The sequence below is a fragment of the Prevotella marseillensis genome (assembly GCF_900625065.1).
GTDB classification, from domain to species: Bacteria; Bacteroidota; Bacteroidia; order Bacteroidales; family Bacteroidaceae; genus Prevotella; species Prevotella rara.
In genome coordinates, this window is record NZ_UYXY01000007.1 from 1 (window position 1) to 16,692 (window position 16,692).

The 16,692-nt window shown below is 50.4% G+C and carries 12 protein-coding genes; 5 read left to right on the forward strand and 7 right to left on the reverse strand.

Going from position 1 to position 16,692, the window contains the following annotated elements; genetic code table 11:
* Nucleotides 1–709: 709 nt before the first annotated feature.
* The 3 genes from EJL04_RS15175 to dnaE all read right to left on the reverse strand — a co-directional run bounded on the left by EJL04_RS15175 (nt 710) and on the right by dnaE (nt 6,747).
* Nucleotides 710–2,374 carry a sigma-70 family RNA polymerase sigma factor gene (locus tag EJL04_RS15175; RefSeq protein WP_125105559.1) on the reverse strand — a complete coding sequence of 555 codons (1,665 nt, stop codon included), beginning with the start codon at nt 2,372–2,374 and terminating at the stop codon, nt 710–712.
* A 219-nt stretch (nt 2,375–2,593) separates the two neighbouring features.
* Nucleotides 2,594–2,905: a thioredoxin gene (trxA, locus tag EJL04_RS15180; protein WP_021855129.1), complete on the reverse strand. Its 312-nt coding sequence runs from the start codon at nt 2,903–2,905 to the stop codon at nt 2,594–2,596.
* A 134-nt stretch (nt 2,906–3,039) separates the two neighbouring features.
* Nucleotides 3,040–6,747 carry a DNA polymerase III subunit alpha gene (gene dnaE, locus EJL04_RS15185; protein WP_021855130.1) on the reverse strand — a complete coding sequence of 1,236 codons (3,708 nt, stop codon included), beginning with the start codon at nt 6,745–6,747 and terminating at the stop codon, nt 3,040–3,042.
* Between the two features lie 905 nt (nt 6,748–7,652).
* Between dnaE and EJL04_RS15190 the strand changes: the two genes are divergently transcribed.
* The 4 genes from EJL04_RS15190 (at nt 7,653) to EJL04_RS15205 (ending at nt 11,031) form a co-directional block, all read left to right on the forward strand.
* Nucleotides 7,653–8,342, forward strand: a complete 690-nt coding sequence (locus tag EJL04_RS15190; protein WP_021855133.1) for a phosphatidylserine decarboxylase family protein — start codon at nt 7,653–7,655, stop codon at nt 8,340–8,342.
* 57 nt (nt 8,343–8,399) lie between these two features.
* The gene (gene pssA, locus EJL04_RS15195; protein WP_021855134.1) at nt 8,400–9,110 is read left to right on the forward strand and encodes a CDP-diacylglycerol--serine O-phosphatidyltransferase; all 711 of its coding nucleotides are present in this window, start codon (nt 8,400–8,402) and stop codon (nt 9,108–9,110) included.
* On the forward strand, nt 9,110–9,391 hold the full coding sequence (locus EJL04_RS15200) for a DUF4834 family protein (RefSeq protein ID WP_053397376.1): 282 nt from the start codon (nt 9,110–9,112) through the stop codon (nt 9,389–9,391). Before pssA ends, EJL04_RS15200 begins: the two co-directional genes overlap by 1 nt.
* 65 nt (nt 9,392–9,456) lie before the next feature.
* Nucleotides 9,457–11,031 carry a glycoside hydrolase family 28 protein gene (locus tag EJL04_RS15205; RefSeq protein ID WP_021855136.1) on the forward strand — a complete coding sequence of 525 codons (1,575 nt, stop codon included), beginning with the start codon at nt 9,457–9,459 and terminating at the stop codon, nt 11,029–11,031.
* 205 nt (nt 11,032–11,236) lie between these two features.
* Here EJL04_RS15205 and pyrH read toward each other — a convergent pair whose 3' ends face one another.
* From pyrH to EJL04_RS15220, 3 genes are all read right to left on the reverse strand, one after another.
* Nucleotides 11,237–11,947, reverse strand: coding sequence for a UMP kinase (pyrH, locus tag EJL04_RS15210; RefSeq protein WP_021855137.1), 711 nt, complete (start codon nt 11,945–11,947; stop codon nt 11,237–11,239).
* A gap of 255 nt (nt 11,948–12,202) precedes the next feature.
* Nucleotides 12,203–12,937, reverse strand: coding sequence for a biotin--[acetyl-CoA-carboxylase] ligase (locus tag EJL04_RS15215; protein WP_125105560.1), 735 nt, complete (start codon nt 12,935–12,937; stop codon nt 12,203–12,205).
* Between the two features lie 3 nt (nt 12,938–12,940).
* Entirely contained in the window at nt 12,941–13,309 is a 369-nt protein-coding gene (locus EJL04_RS15220; protein ID WP_053397507.1) for a YraN family protein, read from the reverse strand.
* Nucleotides 13,310–13,462: 153 nt separating this feature from the next.
* Between EJL04_RS15220 and EJL04_RS15225 the strand changes: the two genes are divergently transcribed.
* Nucleotides 13,463–13,948 carry a nucleoside deaminase gene (locus EJL04_RS15225; RefSeq protein ID WP_125105561.1) on the forward strand — a complete coding sequence of 162 codons (486 nt, stop codon included), beginning with the start codon at nt 13,463–13,465 and terminating at the stop codon, nt 13,946–13,948.
* 193 nt (nt 13,949–14,141) lie between these two features.
* On the opposite strand, the gene EJL04_RS15230 is transcribed toward EJL04_RS15225, so the two are convergent.
* Complete coding sequence (locus EJL04_RS15230; protein ID WP_125105562.1) at nt 14,142–16,469, reverse strand: outer membrane beta-barrel protein; 2,328 nt, start codon at nt 16,467–16,469, stop codon at nt 14,142–14,144.
* Between the last annotated feature and the right edge of the window lie 223 nt (nt 16,470–16,692).

Genomic DNA, 16,692 nt, shown 5'->3' on the forward strand with positions numbered 1-16,692 from the left:
AAAAACTTACACCTGAAGAGCGAAGATCTATCACTTTTTGAAGATATTGACCCTTTTGTGATTTATTTTTCCTCATAATTATTTTATTTATGAGTCAACTTTTTTCAGGGTAAGACATTTTTTAGGAATTAAAGTAGATTCTTTTTAGGAGTTATAGTAGTTAAAGGAGTTATCGCTCACTAGGGTGAGCCAGGAGTTAAAGTCATTAGTCTTGTTGATAGTAAACGTAGGGGCGTACCCCAGGTGCGTCCACAGCCCGATTACGTGTAAACTTTATAGTCTGTAACATCATTTTGATGAATAATGCGGATTTATTGCTGTCCCAAAGATTTGTCGACGTTATAATGTAACTGACAATATAACAGATATTTATGCCTGATTATATATTGCGGAGTTTTTTTCGATAATGCGTGAGTTGGACACACCTGGCGTGTGTCCCTACAGGGCTGTATATGATGAAAACTTGGGTATTTAAGTTAACCGATGGCAGTAATAAGTCTTATCAGAGTCAACTTTAATCAGGAAATTGCCTGTCTGAAGTCAACCGGAATAAGGACAACGACATATTCATATGACTAGATGTAACGGATGTGACGAGTTGGATTTTCAACTCGTCACACCATAATATATTGTTTGTCAGCGTGTTATACCGGAATGTGATGAGTGACGAGTTTTTTTTAAAAAACTTTTTATTCAAAGCCGACAGCGCTTAGTAACTGATGCGGATACCGAAAGGCAGGGATAGCTGCAGGGGCTTGCCGGTCCACTGGGTTTCGGCCTTGCTGCCGTTAGGGATATACCACGTTATACGCGGACTGAAGAACAGTTCGAGATGCGGCGCAATCTCATAAGCCATGCCGACGCCAGCACCCACAGACCACTGTAGTCCGGTGAAGCCAAGGCTAACAGACCTGCTGAACTCTGTCTTGCCGTCGATGTTGTAAAGCTTGTCTGACTTTGCACTGAACGGAACGTCAATAGCCATGCCGGCAGTCAGATAGGCAGACATACGGCCGCGCCTCATAAACGTGTAAGTGGCATTTACGGGCATGCCGACATAGAATATGCGCTGACGCTCGCTGATGTTTGTCGTGTCAGAACTGCCTGTAAGCATGTTGGTGGTGTGCCGTGTAACGCGCAGTCCCATGTCAAGGCTCCATCTGTCAGACAGACGCCGGTTGAAGTTGAGCCCCAGCTGCAGCGGCTTTTCATAGTTCTTGTGCGTAACAATCTTGCCACTGTTCATAAGCGCTATGCGCAGAAGAACGTCGCGCTCTATCGGGTCAAGACTCTCGCCGACATCATAAGTGAGATAATGTACGAGCTGCTCCCAGGTTTCAATCTCCACCCTCGTGCCCGAGCCTACAGCATGTTCTATAACCTCGATTATGCGCGGCATTATCACGTCCGACGCCCTTTCCATCATCGAACTGAATCCGAGCAGCCAGCCGTCATGGCTCTTTGTTGTGACATTAACACATGAAGTGTCGGCAGGAGCCACATCTGCCATGACAAGCGACGGCTCAACGGCTACGGCCGATCCGCTGCCGGCAATGCGGCACAGGGCGTCAACACTTTCGGCAAGGGCATCAGCACGCAAGGTGTCGGCAGGACAAGACAGACAAAGCCCTGCGCCAAGAGAGTCTTCGGCATGGAGCCTCCGCACGACATTTCCCTCTGCCGACGGTGCGGCATGCATATCTGCCACGGGGCCTGCGCAGCTGCCACCGGCTGCATGGCAGGCTGTTCCGACAGACGCCACGTCAACTCCGGTTGTCCGTCTGAACGGCTGCCGGAGCAATAACGTCACTACCGAAACGGCCACTGCGGCCAACAGCAGAACGAGGCGGGCCCTGTAGGCCGTTATCATCTTCTGCAAACTGACACGTGCCCTGAGCAACTGTGAAGACGACGTGCGCGGCCTGATGCCTAGCATACGGGCTATCTCGTCGTGCGACAGGCCTTCGAGCACCGACAGGCGGAACACGTTGCGGTAGCCCTCGGGCAGCATGTCGATCATGCGCATAAGCTCATCAAACGGAATGTCGCACCCGCCCTGCCCTTCTTCAGCCTCAACCGGCACGTCTGCCACAGCTCCGGCCACAGGCCGGTTCTTTCTGTCGTTGAGATATTTCACGGCAAGATTGGCCATCACCCTGCTCATCCATACCTCAAGGCGGGCAGGACTGCGCAGCGAGCCTATCGACGAGAATATTATGATAAAGCCGTCGTGGAGCAGGTCCCGGGCTGCGTCTTTGTCTTTAACGATATCTGCGCAAAGCCTGAATAACCTGCCGGAATAGGTCTGATACAGAAGCGCCAAGGCGCCTCTGTCACCATCCTTACATCTTCTGACAAGTTCTTCTGTTTCCATATCTACGTACCGGGCGCCGCAGGTGCCCTTTATATATGATATAAAAAGGACGAAAATACTGCATGCCGCGGTTGTTTTTTTTCAGAAAAACACAAAATCACAAAGCGCCGCCACCTGCACGTGCCATGCATACAACCATGCTATGACATACAAAAAATGCGGAGCGGCATTAATAACATTAAAGCCGCTCCGCACTAAAAAATATCTTCAGGCGTGTTATTACAGCAGAGACTCAAACTTCTCCTGCAATTTTGCCTTTGTTGTTGCACCTACAAACTTGTCTACAACCTCACCGTTCTTGATGAACAGTATTGTAGGAATGTTGCGGATGCCAAACTCCATGGCGATGTCGTCGTTCTCCTCTACGTCGCATTTACCAACAACAATCTTGCCTTCGTACTCGTTAGCCAGCTCCTCAACGATAGGTGCGATGGCACGGCAAGGACCACACCATGTAGCCCAGAAATCAACTACTAAAGGCAGTGCGCCATTCTTCAGACTCTCAAAGTTCTCTGTTGTAATTTTTTCCATCTTTCTTTTGTAATTTATTATGTTAATAATTAGGTTTTGTCTTCTACTGTTTTGCCAACAAACATTATGCCATATTTTCTCTGACAGAGCCTTTGCGGCCAATTGTCACACATCGTGGCGGGCAATCATATTTGTCAGTTTATTTTATAGTCGAGCGCCTCGCATCCTTTAATAAAGGATATCAGTTCCTTGCTGATGTCTATCTTCTCCTTGCGGCTGCGCAGCACAAAGGGCTTGCTGTTGCTCGTCTCGCGCACCTGGAAGAACAACTGCGTGGTGCCCGGCGCGTCTTTTATTATCGTAACAAGGTCAGACACGGTGGTGTCGTCCAGCTTGTCAGCCTCAAGCGATATGGTTATCTTCTCTATCTGTGTGTCCTTTACGGTCTGCAGATACTGTATGTCGGTTATACGCATCTCCATCATGTCGCTGTTGCGGAAGCGCTGCACAAACTGTGCCTTGACCATGACCGTGCAGCCTTCGATAAGCATTCCGCGCCACTTACCCCACTCCTCGCCGAACAGGGCAAGTTCGCCCGAGCCGTCGAAGTCTTCAATGGTGACAAAGCCGCACGGCTTGCCGGTCTTGGTGTATTTGCTTCTAACGGCCGTGACGATGCCTCCCAGCACCACCTCCTGCTTCTTTGACAGCTCGATGCGGTCGTTGAGCTCCTGGCACTGGGTGTTGCAAAGGTTCTTGAGGATAAACTCAAACTCGTCGAGCGGATGTGCCGAGAGGTATATGCCCACGAGGTCGCGCTCGCGGTTAAGCTTCTCTATGGCGCTCCACGACTCAGCCTGAGGTATGGCGGGAGTGGCAATCTCCACTTCTTCCATCGCTCCGAACAGAGACTGACGCGACTCGTTTTTCTCCTGCTGATACACCTGTCCGTAGCGCATAAGGGTTTCGAGGAACGTGCGGCCGTCAGGATTGCGCGCAAAGAAACTCTCGCGCTTGATCTTAAAGCCGTCGAACGCTCCGCTGAGCACAAGGCTCTCGAGCGCCTTGCTGTTAACGGCCGAGAGATTGACGCGCTGCACAAAGTCGAATATGTCTTTATACTGTCCGTTCTTCTCGCGCTCGTCGATGATGGCCTGAGCAGCGGCGTCGCCCATGCCCTTGATGGCTCCGAGGCCGAAGCGCACCTCGCCTTTCTTGTTGGCGCTGAACTTCTGGCGGCTCTCGTTAACGTCAGGACCCATGCAGGCTATGCCCATAGCCTGACATTCGTTCATCAGCTTGGTTATCTTCGTTATGTCGTTAAGGCATCGGCTCATGTTGCCTGCCATGAATTCTGCCGGATAGTGGGCCTTGAGATAGGCCGTCTGATAAGCCACCCACGAATAGCACGTGGCGTGACTCTTGTTGAAGGCGTAAGAAGCAAACTTCTCCCAGTCGGCCCATATCTTCTCGAGCACCTTCGGGTCGTGTCCGTTTTTCTTTCCGCCCTCGATAAACTTAGGCTTCATGGCGTCGACGATGTCCTTCTTCTTCTTACCCATGGCCTTACGCAGAGCGTCGCTCTCGCCTCGGGTGAAGTTGGCAAGCTGACGCGACAGAAGCATGACCTGCTCCTGATACACCGTGATGCCGTAAGTGTCCTTCAGATATTTCTCCATGCAGGGAATATCATACTTTATCTCCTCCTTGCCGTTCTTTCGGGCAATGAACGAGGGGATGTAGTCCATAGGTCCGGGGCGATAGAGGGCGTTCATGGCTATGAGGTCCTCAAATACGGTAGGCTTAAGCTCGCGCAGATACTTCTGCATGCCGGCCGACTCAAACTGGAATGTGCCCACGGTGCGGCCTTCCTGATAGAGCTTATAGGTAAGCTCGTCGTCGATAGGTATGTTGTCGAGGTCTACCTCTATGCCTTGCGTGAAGCGTATGTTCTCTACAGCCTCCTTAAGTATGGACAAAGTGCTGAGTCCGAGGAAGTCCATCTTTATCAGTCCGGTCTCCTCGATGACGTGTCCGTCGTATTGTGTGGCAAGGAGCTTGTGGCCCGGGTCCGACTTGTCTTCGGCCGTGCTGACGGGCACCCAGTCGCTGATGGCGTCGCGGCAGATGATGGTTCCGCAGGCGTGTATACCCGTTCCGCGCACGGTGCCCTCAAGCATCTTTGCATATTTTATCGTATTGCTGAGCTGCGGGTCGGGACTTGCCTCAGCCTCGCGCAGCTCGGGCACGCACTTAATGGCGTTGGGCAGGTTCATCTTCAGGCCGTCGGGCAGACGGTCAGGGATGGCCTTGCACAAGTGGTTAGACACGTCGAGCGGCAGCTTCTCCACGCGCGCCACGTCCTTAATGGAGTTCTTTGTGGCCATGGTGCCGTAGGTGATGATGTGCGCCACCTTGTCGTGTCCGTATTTGTCTTCCACCCATTCGAGCACCTTTCCGCGTCCGTCGTCATCGAAGTCGGTATCGATATCGGGCAACGATATACGGTCGGGGTTGAGGAAACGCTCAAACAGAAGGTCGTATTTAATAGGGTCTATCTTCGTAATACCCAGACAGTAGGCAACAACCGAACCGGCGGCTGAACCACGTCCCGGGCCAACCATCACTCCGAGCTCGTCGCGCGCCGAGTTGATGAAGTCCTGCACGATAAGGAAGTAACCGGGGAAACCCATCGTCTTCATAATGTGCAGCTCAAACTTCACTCGCTCTGCCACCTCCTCGGGCAGCGGGTCGCCATACAGGCGCTTTGCTCCGTCGTAGGCAAGCTTGGCCAGATAGTCGGCCTCAAACTTTATGCGGTACAGCTTTTCGTAGCCGCCGAGGCGCTTTATCTTCTGTTCGCCTTCTTCGGGCGGCAGCGGATTTTCACCGTTCTCGTCGGTAGTGAACTCATCGTAGAGCTGTTTCTCTGAATATTTTCGGCGCACGTCCTCCTCCGTACCAAACTCTTCAGGTATGGGGAAGAACGGCATGATAGGTGCATGGTCAATGCTGTAGGTCTCAACCTTGTCGAGTATCTCGAGCGTGTTGCTAAGTGCCTCGGGCACATCGCTGAACACGGCGTTCATCTCCTCGCGCGTCTTAAACCACTCCTGCTTTGAATAGAGCATACGGTTAGGGTCGTCGAGGTCCTTGCCCGTAGACAGACAGAGCAGATGGTCGTGGGCCTCGGCGTTCTCTTCGTCAACGAAGTGGGCGTCGTTTGTGCATACGGTCTTTATGCCATACTCCTCCGCCAGCTCCATCAGAGCCTTGTTGGCGCGCACCTGCAGCGGATAAGTCTCGCGGTTGGCGCGCTGATGCGGATTGGTGACTCTGTGGCGCTGAAGCTCGAGATAATAGTCGTCGCCGAACACGCGGTGATACCACTCTATGGCCTCGCGTGCCCCCTCCATGTCGCCCTTGAGAATCTTTGCGGGCACCTCGCCGGCTATACATGCCGAACAGACGATGAGGTCTTCGTGATACTTCTCAAGATCGGCGCGGTCGGTACGCGGACGCATATAATAGCCGTCTACCCACGCGCGCGAAACCAACTTAATAAGGTTCTTGTATCCGTTGTAGTTTTTTGCAAGCACTATGAGGTGGTATCCTCCCATGTCGCCCTTCTCTTTCTCCTTGTCGTCCTTTGTACGGCGTGCCACATACATCTCGCAGCCGAATATGGGCTTGAAAGGCTCCTTGCCCTCGGCCTTCAGCTTGCCGTTGACTTTCTTGCAGTAGTTGTAAAACTCCTTTATGCCGAACATGTTGCCGTGGTCGGTTATGGCCATGCCCTTCATGCCGTCGGCCACAGCCTTGTCTACAAGTTTCTGCACGCTCGACTGTCCGTCAAGAATGGAGTAATAAGTATGTACGTGTAAATGGACGAAATCTTGCATAAACTACATTTGCGCTTTTAGAGCGTCAAAGTTATTCTGAAAAACTGAAACAGCCAAAATAATAATGTGAAAATTATCTTATGCAGATTGTTTTTTATGTTTATACGACATGCATGCACACGCCCTGACAACCGCACGGACACACGCACGGCAGCAGCCACGAGCGTTTACGGAGATGTTACTTTGACAGGCAAACCGGCCATTATCATTGCATTGTGTCATCATGATTATGTCTGGATTTTCAGACGAAATAGAAACGCCGAGGCATAAAAACATGCCCGAAAGACCGTAAAGCGGCAGACAATTCACCGAAAAGCATGCTCTTACACAGCGAAAGGGCAGCTTTTATAAGCTGAAAAGCCTCGTCCGGCATTATGGTTTGCAGCCGTTTTAACCCGAATTTCATGGTATTTCAGCCGTTTTCAGGCTAAATTTTATGCACACAGACCGCCATAACCATACAACACTCTGACATCAACGCATTTATGTTTGCACACGATTTCAGCCCATATTTCCGTCCGAATTATTTTTATTTTCAAATACTTCAGAATGAGAGCGTCAGGCAAAATCAGAATGTAAGGCAACACGGCGAATATTGCGACAATGTGAATCCGCGCAGCATCACATTACACATCGGCGACACCTGACATCAAGCATAAAAGGCATGACACACGAAAGCTGAAACAAGGACATGCCCCGGCCGCTTCAGCAGGACACCCGCAGAAGGAGCAAACGAGAACGAAAACCGCAACAGGACAGCAGAGCAAACAATAAAAATCGAACTATCAGCCGATTAAGCCGCAGCTGCCGGACAATGTGTATTTATTAAAGAATAATGCAAAAAATTTGCCAATTACACAAAAAAGGCGTACCTTTGCAAATAATTTTCCACTTCAAACTTTACTATGGGAAAAAGAATAAAGAAACTTAAGAATGTAAGACTTCATCGAGAGGGCACTGACACGCTGGTCTACGGACTGACTGCGTTTGTGGCCATAGCCTTGATTCTGTGGTTCTATGTCGACAACAAAATTCCGTTCTGGAGCTTTGTCGTCGTCTTCGGCGTAATCTATTCCATAGTGGTAAACTTCTTCAGATGCCCCAAGCGCTACTTCGACGGCGAGACCGAGAAGGTGGTAGTGGCTCCGGCAGACGGAAAAGTGGTGGTTATCGAGGAGGTTTTTGAAGATGAGTACTTTCACGACAAACGTCTCATGATAAGCATCTTTATGAGCTTGTTCAACGTTCACGCCAACTGGTTCCCGGTTGACGGCAAAGTGAAATTCGTTCATCATCAGAACGGCAACTACCACAAGGCATGGCTGCCAAAGGCCAGCGAGGAGAACGAGCACGCCGACGTGATGCTCGAGACTCCCGAAGGCACCGAAGTGCTGTGCCGCCAGATAGCAGGTGCGGTGGCACGACGCATCGTAACCTACGCCAAGCCTGAAGAAGACTGCTACATCGACGAGCATCTCGGATTTATCAAGTTCGGTTCGCGCGTTGACGTGTATCTGCCACTCGGAACTGAGGTTTGCGTGAAGATGGGACAGGCTACAACAGGCAACCGCACGATTATTGCACGGCTTAAATAAACATAACAGCCGCCCTTTCTGCGAATGAAAGTACACGGCCGATAACTACGCTACGTTATGGCAAACATCATAGTAAGAAATATTCCGAACACTATCACGTGCTGCAACCTTATCTCGGGCTGCATAGCCACGGCTTACGCCTTCGGCGGACAGCCCAAGATGGCGCTGACGTTCATCATCCTGGGTGCCGTGTTCGACTTCTTCGACGGCATGAGCGCACGCCTGCTAAAGGTGTCGTCTCCCATCGGAAAGGAGCTCGACTCGCTTGCCGACGACATCACGTTCGGCATGGCGCCGGCCACGATGGTGTTCTATCAGCTCGGCGTGATGGACTATCCGTCGTTTCTCGAGCCGCTGCGCCCGGTGCTGCCCTTCGTGGCCTTCGTCATGGCTGCGTTCTCGGCGCTGCGCCTTGCCAAGTTTAATCTTGACGAGCGTCAGACCACATCGTTCATAGGCATGCCCACGCCGGCCAACGCCCTGTTCTGGGGCTCGCTCATCGTGGGAGCTGCCGACGTGCTCGAGTCGTCGCCGTGGATGGTGCCGGCCGTAATATTGCTTATTTTCCTTTGCAGCTATGTGCTGGTGAGCGAGATTCCGATGTTTGCCCTTAAGTTTAAGCAATGGGGATGGAAAGGCAACGAGGTTAAATACATTTTCCTTATAACCTGCGTGCCGCTGCTCATCATCTTCGGCATCTCTGCCTTCGCCATAATAATCGCATGGTATGTAATATTATCGGTTTATCTTAATTCAAAGAACAAATAATGATTGCTGCTTTATTAAACTTCTTATTCATAATACTGCTCGGAATATTCATCGTCGTAGGCGTGGTTGCCTACAAGATATACCGCACTTTCCACAGTGTGAAGAAACAGTTTAAGGGCTTCAGGGGCCAGGACAACGGCAACGGACAGGGCCGGCAGCAGTACCGACAGACATCAGGCGACGACGAAATAATTATCGACCGGCGCACGCCCGACGAGATGAACCGCAAGATATTCTCGAAAAACGAAGGAGAATATGTCGACTATGAAGAGGAGAAATAGCTCCTGCGGCCGTCCCGGCAATAATAAAACTACATGAATCTACTAACTTAAACCAATAAAAATAAATGAGAAAAATCTTCTTTTTGGTGTGCGCATGCCTGCTTACACTTGGTGCAAGCGCCACCGGCACAGACAAATACAGCTGTCTGTATGAGAATCTGCCCTTCAAGATGGAACAGGTTACAGCCCCCGTGTTTCCCGACAACGAGGTTAACCTGAAAGACTTCGGAGCTAAAGGCGACGGATCTTCGCTCTGTACCGATGCTTTTGCCAAGGCCATTGAGGCACTTGAGAAAAAGGGCGGCGGCAAGCTCGTTGTGCCGCAGGGTGTTTGGTTCACCGGTCCTATAACTCTCAAGAGCAACATCAACCTTCACCTCAACAAGGGTGCAGTGATATTGTTCTCGCCCGACATCGACCTCTATCCGCTTATAGATGCGTCGTTCGAAGGACTGAACACACGCCGCTGCCAGTCGCCCATATCGGGGCACAACCTTGTAAACGTGGCGATAACCGGAGCCGGAGTGATAGACGGCAACGGAGAATACTGGCGCCCGGTGAAACGCGAGAAGGTTACCGACAAGCAATGGAAAGAGTTTACTTCACGCGGCGGAGCATTCAAGAATCCTAAGTTCTGGTTCCCTTCTGAAGGTGCGCTTAAAGGCGACTCAATGAGCAACATGAACGTGCCCAAGGGTAATCTGAGCGACGCCGAATGGCATAGCATCAGGCACTTCCTGCGCCCCGTGATGGTAAACCTCGTGGGCTGCAAGAACGTATGGCTCAACGGCGTAATCTTCCAGAACTCTCCTTCATGGAACATTCATCCGCTGATGTGCGAGAATGTGCTGATAGAGGATGTGCAGGTAAGAAACCCGGCATTTGCACAGAACGGCGACGGACTCGACCTTGAGTCGTGCAAGAACGCGCTGGTAGTTAACTCTACATTCGACGTTGGCGACGACGGCATCTGCATCAAGAGCGGTAAGGACGCCGACGGACGCAAGCGCGGAATACCCTGCGAGAACGTACTGATTAACGGCTGTACCGTGTTCAAGGGCCATGGCGGCTTTGTTGTAGGCAGCGAGATGAGCGGCGGCGTGAAGAACATTTATGTTTCCGATTGCCAGTTCCTCGGCACTGACGTGGGCCTGCGCTTCAAGAGCACACGCGGACGCGGCGGCGTGGTTGAGAACATCTACATCAACAACATCTCAATGTTCGACATCCAGACAGACGCAATAACCTTCGACCTCTACTACGGAGGCAAGTCGGCAGTAGAGGCTCTTGCCGACGGCGACGAGGCAAAACAGCAGAACGTGAAGAAGATAAAGGTAGACGAGACAACACCTTGCTTCCGCGACATCAACATCAACCATGTAATATGCCGCACAGCACGCCGTGCAGCCTACTTCAACGGACTGCCCGAGATGCCGGTGAAGAACATAACGATAACCGACCTCGAGGTAAACAACGCCAAAGAGGGTATCGTAATCAACAACACTGACGGCGTTAAGCTGCAGGACATCAACGTCAAGTCGAAGGGAAAGACCTTCAGCGCACGTAACTCTGCAAACGTAACAGTGAACGGAAAAGAATATAAGAAGATTGACAACAAGGGCATTACTCTCGACATGTAAGCCCTTTAAGACATAAAAAAAAGAAGAAGCCGTTGCCTCAAGCACAGACATTTATGCGCAAAGAGGCAACGGTTTCTTTTTTATATTAATGAAGATACATCCTCAATTTCAACGGATGTGCCCGCCTACGCATCGTGCTGTCTGCCGTACAGAAAAAAATGCAAATAAGACAGCAGCGTAAGCGGCTTGTGCATTTATGATGCTATCAGTTGTGAACCAGCGTACCAATCTCCTCGCCGTCCATAACCTTCTTCAGGTTGCCCACAACGTCCATGTTGAACACATAGATAGGCAGGTTGTTCTCCTTGCACATTGTTGTGGCAGTAAGGTCCATCACCTTCAGTCCGCGTGTATAAATCTCGTCGTAAGTGATGTCCTTAAACTTCACTGCAGTAGGATCTTTCTCCGGGTCAGCAGTGTAGATGCCGTCAACGCGTGTACCCTTGAGCATAACGTCGGCCTCAATCTCAATACCGCGGAGCGACGAGCCTGTGTCGGTTGTGAAGTAAGGAGAACCTGTTCCGGCAGAGAATATGCACACATATCCTGCCTCCATAGCCTCGATGGCCTTCCACTTGCTGTAGAACTCACCTATCGGCTCCATGCGTATAGCCGTCATCACCTTTGTCTTTACGCCTACAGCACCGAGAGCAGAGCTTAATGCGAGCGAGTTGATAACCGTTGCACACATACCCATCTGGTCGCCCTTAACGCGGTCGAAGCCCTTGCCGGCACCGCTGAGTCCGCGGAAGATGTTGCCGCCTCCGATAACGATACCAATCTGCACGCCCATCTCGTGCACTTCCTTTATCTGGCGCGCATAGTCGCCGAGACGCTCCGGGTCGATGCCGAAGTTCTGTTTTCCCATCAGGCTTTCGCCACTAAGTTTCAATAAAATTCTTTTGTACTTTGCCATAATTATTTAGTCATTAATTATTTATCGTTTAGGAGTTAAAGGAGTTAGAAGTAGTTAAAGGAGTTAAAGTCATATGCTTTGTTGCTGTATGTGCTTTGTGACAATATCTTTATTCTGTGCAGTCAGCAATATTTGTATAATTAAAAATTGATGCTGCATTAAAAATAATATTTTCTATTCTACCAGTAATGTTTTTGTCAACAATGCATATGACTTTAACTCCTTTAACTACTTCTAACTACTTTAACTACTTCATTATAAAACATACTTCACCTCCTTAAACGCATATCTGCTCAGGCTGCCGTCACTGCGCCGAAGAACAAGATGGCCGTCAGGCTCGATACATTCAAGCTCCGCCATGAAGTCGCCGCCGGCATCCTTATAGGCATGACGGCCGCTGCGGCGATAGAGAGCGGCAGAATAAAGCGACGCCACCTCGTCATAACGGCCCTCATTGACCATGCCGAGATAAACCTCGAAACGGCGGAGAAGCACACCGAGCACCTCATCGGCGTCAATGTCGCGGCCCAATATCTGAGACAACGATACCGGATTTGGCGCATCGCTCACAAACTCACGCTGATTGAGATTGATGCCTGTGCCGAGAATACAGCTGCCTACGTGGCTTCCACTGATAGTACATTCAGAGAGAGTGCCACTGATTTTCTTGTCACGCCAGTAGATGTCGTTCGGCCATTTTATCGTGATGTCGTCGACATATCCGGCAAGAGCGTCACGTATGGCCAACGACTCGGCCTCGAGCATGACATACTGGCGCATAACCGGCACCGCCACGGGATAAACCTTTATGCTGAACGTAAGGTTCTTGCCGCGCTCACTCTCCCACTTGTTTTCGCCCTGACCGCGCCCTGCCGACTGAAAGGCGGCAACGCCCACGGTCATAAGCCGGCCTTCTTCGCCGGAGTATTCGCGCATAAGAACATTTGTCGAGCTGGTTTCGTCAACCTTTATTATCTTTATATCTTCCATTTTTCAATAAGACAGGGGTAAGAAAGCATCCTCAATATGGTTAATCTCGCACGGCCCTCCGGGCACGCCCGTAACCGACACGATGTCGAAGCGCACGGGCATCTCAATGTTGTTGGCCCTGACAAACTTTGCCGCAGCCAGACTTAGGTTGCGTATCTTTCGGGCGTCGACAGCCTGTTCGGGCGCCATAAAGTCGGCATTGCGCCTGGTCTTCACCTCAACAACCACCAGACAGTCAGCGTCGATTGCCACAATGTCGATGTCACGGTGGCCGTCGCGCCAGTCGCGCCATATTATCCTGAAGCCGTGCTGCTCAAGATATTCGGCTGCCTTCTGCTCGCCCCAACGGCCTATATTGTTATGCTCTGCCATGAGTTTTTCATGTTGTTTTGAAATGTTGAGCCGCCGTGCAGCAACATCTTCAGCAACTGCAATGCCGCGGCTGTAATGCAAAAATACAACTTTTCTGCTATACACCAAAGGCTGTTATTGCGAAATGTTGTATTTTTGCACAAAAACAAAGATATGACAAACAACGGCTTTAACAACCACGAAGACAACAAGCAGGAGACACAACAGAAGAAGGACGAACAGTTTATGCGCAAGGCTCTGGCGGAAGCCGAGGCGGCAGGAGAGGCCGGCGAAATACCTATAGGAGCCGTCATCGTGTGTAAAGACCGCATAGTTTCGCGTGCCCACAACCTTACAGAAACGCTGTGCGACGTAACTGCACACGCCGAAATGCAGGCCATAACAGCTGCCGAGAACTTCATGGGCGGCAAGTATCTCACCGACTGCACGCTCTACGTAACCGTTGAACCGTGCCCCATGTGCGCCGGAGCCATCGGCTGGGCACAGATAAAGCGAGTGGTTTACGGCGCAAGCGACGACAAGCGCGGATTTCACATCTACGCTCCAAAGGCTCTTCACCCTAAAGCCGAAGTTACTGCAGGCGTGCTTGAGGAGGAATGCAGAACCCTCATGCAGGAGTTTTTCAAGGGAAAGAGATAAACGTCAGTTCAGTCCGTCATCATCAGACCATATCAAGTCTCATCTGTCCTTGCCAAAAATAAGATAAAAACATCTCATACAATAAATACAAAGAATGTGCCGGCATAAGTTTGCCGGCACATTCTTTGTGTTAATATCAAGACTGTAAGGTTGCTGTTTATTATAAGCCCTACATGACTTAAGCCCGGCGGAATCACAACGTAGGCGTCTGCCTGTGCATGCCGTCAGAAGTAGGCAGACTGGTCTTCTTTATCTTAGCGCCAAGACTGAAATTCCATGTTGCCGTAAGCATAAGGCGCGTTCTCGAGTGCAGCGTCAGGCGCGTAACCTCCCATCCGTCACCATACATTTTCATCTTATTCTTGTTGTAGAACACGTTGCCCCATACAAAGTTAAGCGACAGCTTGTCTTTCAGCAGCGAAGCATAGGCACCGAAGTCTATCGTATATGTCGCGTTGTTCTCATAGCTCAGCGTTTCGGTCTTGCTCGTAGCACTCATTGCCATGGTAAGGCCTATTCCCTTGTACAGAGTGAAATCGTTGTCAGTACTGAACGAGATGTTGGCGTTGCACACCTTTCGTCCCGGCATCTTCTCCTGCATATACACTGCCCCGAGAGTGTTGCGGCTGTACCAGAAGCCGAAAAGACGGCCCGAATATGTAAGCCTTAGCTTGTGATACATCCTGTCGCCAGCATTCTCAGGGCGCGTAAAATATACGCCCGGGCGGCTTCCGTCAGGCTGCATCAGCACCTTAACCAAGTCGTTGCCGAAATTCATAAGATAATCTGCCGACCACGACCTGTTCAGCGAGAAATATACCTGCAGCTGGTTGTACGTCTGCATCTTCAGCGACGGATTACCCACGCTGTAAAGTTTGCTGTTCTGCCATACCACCTCCGGCGAACGGTAATTATAGTTGGGATAAGAGTAATAGCGGAAATAGCCTATATTGAGGAAGCGCCTTTTCTCCCGATTTATGTCCCACTGCAGGACAAAAGTCGGGAACAAGCCTCTCTCTATATTTCTGACATTGTTTTCAGGAGCAAGATAGTCTTTATATATCTGCTCGCCCCATATATAGTTCAGCGCAGCCCTCATGAACAGCTTGCCTATAGTGATGCCATAGCTTGCCCACGCAGCGCAGTCGTGTCCCTTATTGACAAAGTGCATGTCCGAAACATAGCCTAGAGTCTCTGTGCCCCTGTTCTGATGCCGGTCTATAAGATAATAATAATTAAATCCGGCCGAAAGCGTCGACCTCTTTGTCAGACCGACCGAAACATAAGGCTCAACCGAAACGCCGTCGAGGTTATACTTGCTGTGTGCCTTGTCAGACGTGATGTCTACCACATAGCGGTTGTCGGTATTTTCGAAACTCTTGTTATATTCGGTCTTCAGCATGAAATAGCTTCGCCCGTCGTCCGACAGACCTTTCTGAAACTGCAGTCCGGCGTTATAGTCTCTATGATTGTTGTCGGTGTTCATCTTCGTTTCCGAATCGCTGCCGATGCTGGTCTGACGGCTGTCGCCGCTGCCGACGCCCACTCCGCCATAAACGTCGATGCGGTCGAACTTGTTGAACGAGTATCTGAACGAAAGATTCTCATCAAGCGACCTGCCGTAGTTGACGCCCTTTATATGCGTTTCGTCCTTCACGCCTTCATATATGCTTGTCTCTGAATATTCCGGCCTGTAACGCTCATAAGGGCGCGAGTTAAAGAAGTTTCCGATGCTTATCTTTCCTTTAGAGTAAAGAAGATTAAATCCCAGAGAAAACCTTACCGGCGAATAATAGTCGGCCTCGCCATACAGCGACACCGAACCGAGCAGTCCGCCCTCGCTGCGCAGATACACCTTCACTACGCCTCCCGTGGCATTCACTCCGTAAGACGCGTCGGCATGAGGTATTATCTCTATGCGGTCGATCATTGACGGTGGGATAGACTTGAGCTGCTCGAAGCTCACTTTACGGTCGTCTACATATATAAGGGTGTTTTCTCTGCCGCGCACACTTATACTGTTGTTTGTAACATCCAGGTCGCGCAGATAGCGCATAAAGTTGATCAGGGTCTTGCCCTTGGCCATAGGATTGCCTTTCACCTTGACGACAACGTCGCCCGTAGGTTTCACTTTCGAGTAGTCGGCCATAACCGTCACTCCGTCAAGCATGTTCTTGTCTTCGCTTAACGTTATCGTGCCCATGTCGGTGTCAGCACCTACATTTACGCGTGCGGCATAATCCTCATAGCCTACACATGTAACAGCCACACGATAGCTGCCGGCTGCCACGCTGCCTATGCTGAACGCTCCGGCCTCGTCGGCCACTCCGCGATACACCGACGCGCTGTCGGTGTCATTATATACTTTCACTGTGGCATATCCAATGCCCGATTTGCCGTCTTTCTCGCATATACGGCCTTTCAATTTAAATCCGCTGTCCTGTGCATAAATGCAGCCGAAAGCCTGCATGGAAACAAGCACCGCCAACAGCAGCTTACTGATAAAAATATTGCCTTTCATGGTCGATAAGTTTTAACTGATAAACTTTTATACATCGACGCCATAATTACTGTTTCGCATTACTCAAAAACACTTCCTTATCCCATATTGCTATCTTTTTAAGTTTTTGTATTCCACAGCACCTTCATCAGGCAACAAAGCCAATGCTGCTTAATGTGGTGCTTTCTGCACAGAGGCTTATGGTTATCACCTCTACAAAACGATGAACATCACTGGTAGGCTG

Bases quoted from the DNA above. Each gene is read 5' to 3' on its own strand.
- dnaE (WP_021855130.1), bottom strand. From the start codon at position 6,747: ATGCAAGATTTCGTCCATTTACACGTACATACTTATTACTCCATTCTT.
- pssA (WP_021855134.1), top strand. From the start codon at position 8,400: ATGGCAAACATCATAGTAAGAAATATTCCGAACACTATCACGTGCTGC.
- EJL04_RS15200 (WP_053397376.1), top strand. From the start codon at position 9,110: ATGATTGCTGCTTTATTAAACTTCTTATTCATAATACTGCTCGGAATA.
- EJL04_RS15220 (WP_053397507.1), bottom strand. From the start codon at position 13,309: ATGGCAGAGCATAACAATATAGGCCGTTGGGGCGAGCAGAAGGCAGCC.
- EJL04_RS15205 (WP_021855136.1), top strand. From the start codon at position 9,457: ATGAGAAAAATCTTCTTTTTGGTGTGCGCATGCCTGCTTACACTTGGT.
- EJL04_RS15215 (WP_125105560.1), bottom strand. From the start codon at position 12,937: ATGGAAGATATAAAGATAATAAAGGTTGACGAAACCAGCTCGACAAAT.
- EJL04_RS15175 (WP_125105559.1), bottom strand. From the start codon at position 2,374: ATGGAAACAGAAGAACTTGTCAGAAGATGTAAGGATGGTGACAGAGGC.
- EJL04_RS15225 (WP_125105561.1), top strand. From the start codon at position 13,463: ATGACAAACAACGGCTTTAACAACCACGAAGACAACAAGCAGGAGACA.
- EJL04_RS15190 (WP_021855133.1), top strand. From the start codon at position 7,653: ATGGGAAAAAGAATAAAGAAACTTAAGAATGTAAGACTTCATCGAGAG.
- pyrH (WP_021855137.1), bottom strand. From the start codon at position 11,947: ATGGCAAAGTACAAAAGAATTTTATTGAAACTTAGTGGCGAAAGCCTG.
- EJL04_RS15230 (WP_125105562.1), bottom strand. From the start codon at position 16,469: ATGAAAGGCAATATTTTTATCAGTAAGCTGCTGTTGGCGGTGCTTGTT.
- trxA (WP_021855129.1), bottom strand. From the start codon at position 2,905: ATGGAAAAAATTACAACAGAGAACTTTGAGAGTCTGAAGAATGGCGCA.